The sequence below is a fragment of the Bacillus sp. T33-2 genome (assembly GCF_002860205.1).
Classification (GTDB): Bacteria; Bacillota; Bacilli; order Bacillales; family Cytobacillaceae; genus T33-2.
In genome coordinates this window covers 1-1,808 of the sequence record NZ_PGVB01000064.1, presented here as the reverse complement: position 1 = coordinate 1,808, position 1,808 = coordinate 1, and the positions used below count along the sequence as shown (strand labels likewise).

The 1,808-nt window shown below is 36.7% G+C and carries 2 protein-coding genes; both read right to left on the bottom strand.

What is annotated here, in order from left to right; all coding sequences use genetic code 11:
• Positions 1-155: 155 nt before the first annotated feature.
• Entirely contained in the window at positions 156-1,232 is a 1,077-nt protein-coding gene (locus CVD19_RS24160) for an RNA-guided endonuclease InsQ/TnpB family protein (protein ID WP_101585721.1), read from the bottom strand.
• A gap of 4 nt (positions 1,233-1,236) precedes the next feature.
• Complete coding sequence (tnpA, locus tag CVD19_RS24155) at positions 1,237-1,635, bottom strand: IS200/IS605 family transposase (protein ID WP_101585720.1); 399 nt, start codon at positions 1,633-1,635, stop codon at positions 1,237-1,239.
• Positions 1,636-1,808: the final 173 nt, after the last annotated feature.

Below are 1,808 nucleotides of genomic sequence, written 5' to 3'. Positions count from 1 at the left end.
TTGAGACTCCCACGGCTAAAGCCGCAAGCCCTAAACCTTACGGTTTGACGGGTGGGATTCTTGAGTGACTAAGCGTTCGCAGTCCATTTCTGTTTTGAACAGTCCTCAAGGTGAGGGCATCCCATTGCCCCTCCTAAGACAGTGCATATAGCATCTTAGGCTGATTGACTTTTACCATCAACCACAGGTGCATATCGAATATTCATAGCACCAATTATGTCTCTATGTTTCTCAAATCCGCATTTACACTTATACTTTCTATCTTGCGCCTTGTTTTTCTCAGAACATTTAGGGCATGTTTGACTTGTGTATGCAGGATTCGCATATTCAACTTTAATTCCTTCTAACTCAGCTTTGTATTCAATGAATTGAGATAGGCGATAGAATGACCATGTGTGCAAATTCTTTTCGTTTTTACGACTGGTTCTTGTCGTCTGTCTGATATTCGCTAATTGTTCTAAACGAATGACAGATATTTTATTTTCTTTAGCAAAATTAACAATCGCACGACTCACTTTATGGTCTTGATCTTCCATCCAACGCTGTTCTTTGTTTTTTGAATGTCGGATAGCATTTAATTTTTTCTTTTTACCCAATGCTTTGCGGACAGAACGAAACTTTCTTTTTTTGTATTTGTTGTGTCTGCCATTACCAAAGAATCGTACCTTTTCATCGTCTGTTACAGCAACAGCAGGTACTTTTAGTCCTAAATCAACACCCATTACTTTTAATCCTGTTTTTTGAACAGTAGGAATGGTGATAGAAATTTGTGCAATCCACTTGTCTGACTTTTTGGTGATGCGCAGTGTGCCTAATTTATGTTTAAGCAAATCAAAGTTTCGATTATCTTTATCAACCAATAATGCACGGATAGGTGTTTTCTTGGCTTTACCGTCAACCATGATTGGCAAGGAAATATGAGTGAAATCAAAAGAATAGTTTTGATTATTCCAGATACACATAGGTTTCTTTAGGACTGGAACTGTCTCAAATTTTGTTTTCTTTGCTTTCTTGAAAACACTTTTTGCGTCTTTAACCGCTTGGTTTTTTACCGCACTTGGCAGAGATACATCAACGTTTTTACTTGATTTCTTAGTGGCTTTCTTTTCTTTTACCATTTCAGATACAAGTTCATTGATTGTTGAAATATATGTTTTACTCATTTCAGTCAAAATCAAAGCTTGCTCTTTCGTAGGTAGCAATTTAATTTTTACAGTGATTGTTTGCGAAATGATTTCACCCCCTTGTTTTTTGTTGTTCAACATATCGCTTTATGGTTTGACTCGACACATTTCCTGCGGTAGAAACAAAATAAGAACGTGTCCATAAACTCGGCAACGTGTCGAGGTGCGGAAATTCTTCACGCAACTGTTTAGATGTCACTCCTTTGATCTTTGCCATTATATTTGCAGGACTTAACGTAGGCAGTGTATTTAGAAACATGTGTGCATGGTCTTTGTCACATTCTAAAGCGATCACTTTTATTTTTAGTGATTCGCATATTTCATGTACCATCTCTTTAAATCTCTGTTCTACTTTGCTATCAAGAAATATTTTTCTTCTGTATCGAGGGCAAAACACAAAGTGATAGTTAATTAATGAAACTGTTGTGGCTGTTCTTCTATATTCTTCCATACCTATATTTTATAAGTTTAAGGAAACAACTACAACAAATATATAAAAATAAAGATAGTGGAATTTTCAAATACTTGAAACACCACAAAACCTTACGGTTAAAAGTGGCACTCCGTATTTGACCTCACTATCATCCCATGTCTAAAGACGGGCTGCGCCCTGCATGGGCTTTC

Coding starts and splice junctions, on each gene's coding strand:
- tnpA (WP_101585720.1), bottom strand. CDS start 1,635: ATGGAAGAATATAGAAGAACAGCCACAACAGTTTCATTAATTAACTAT.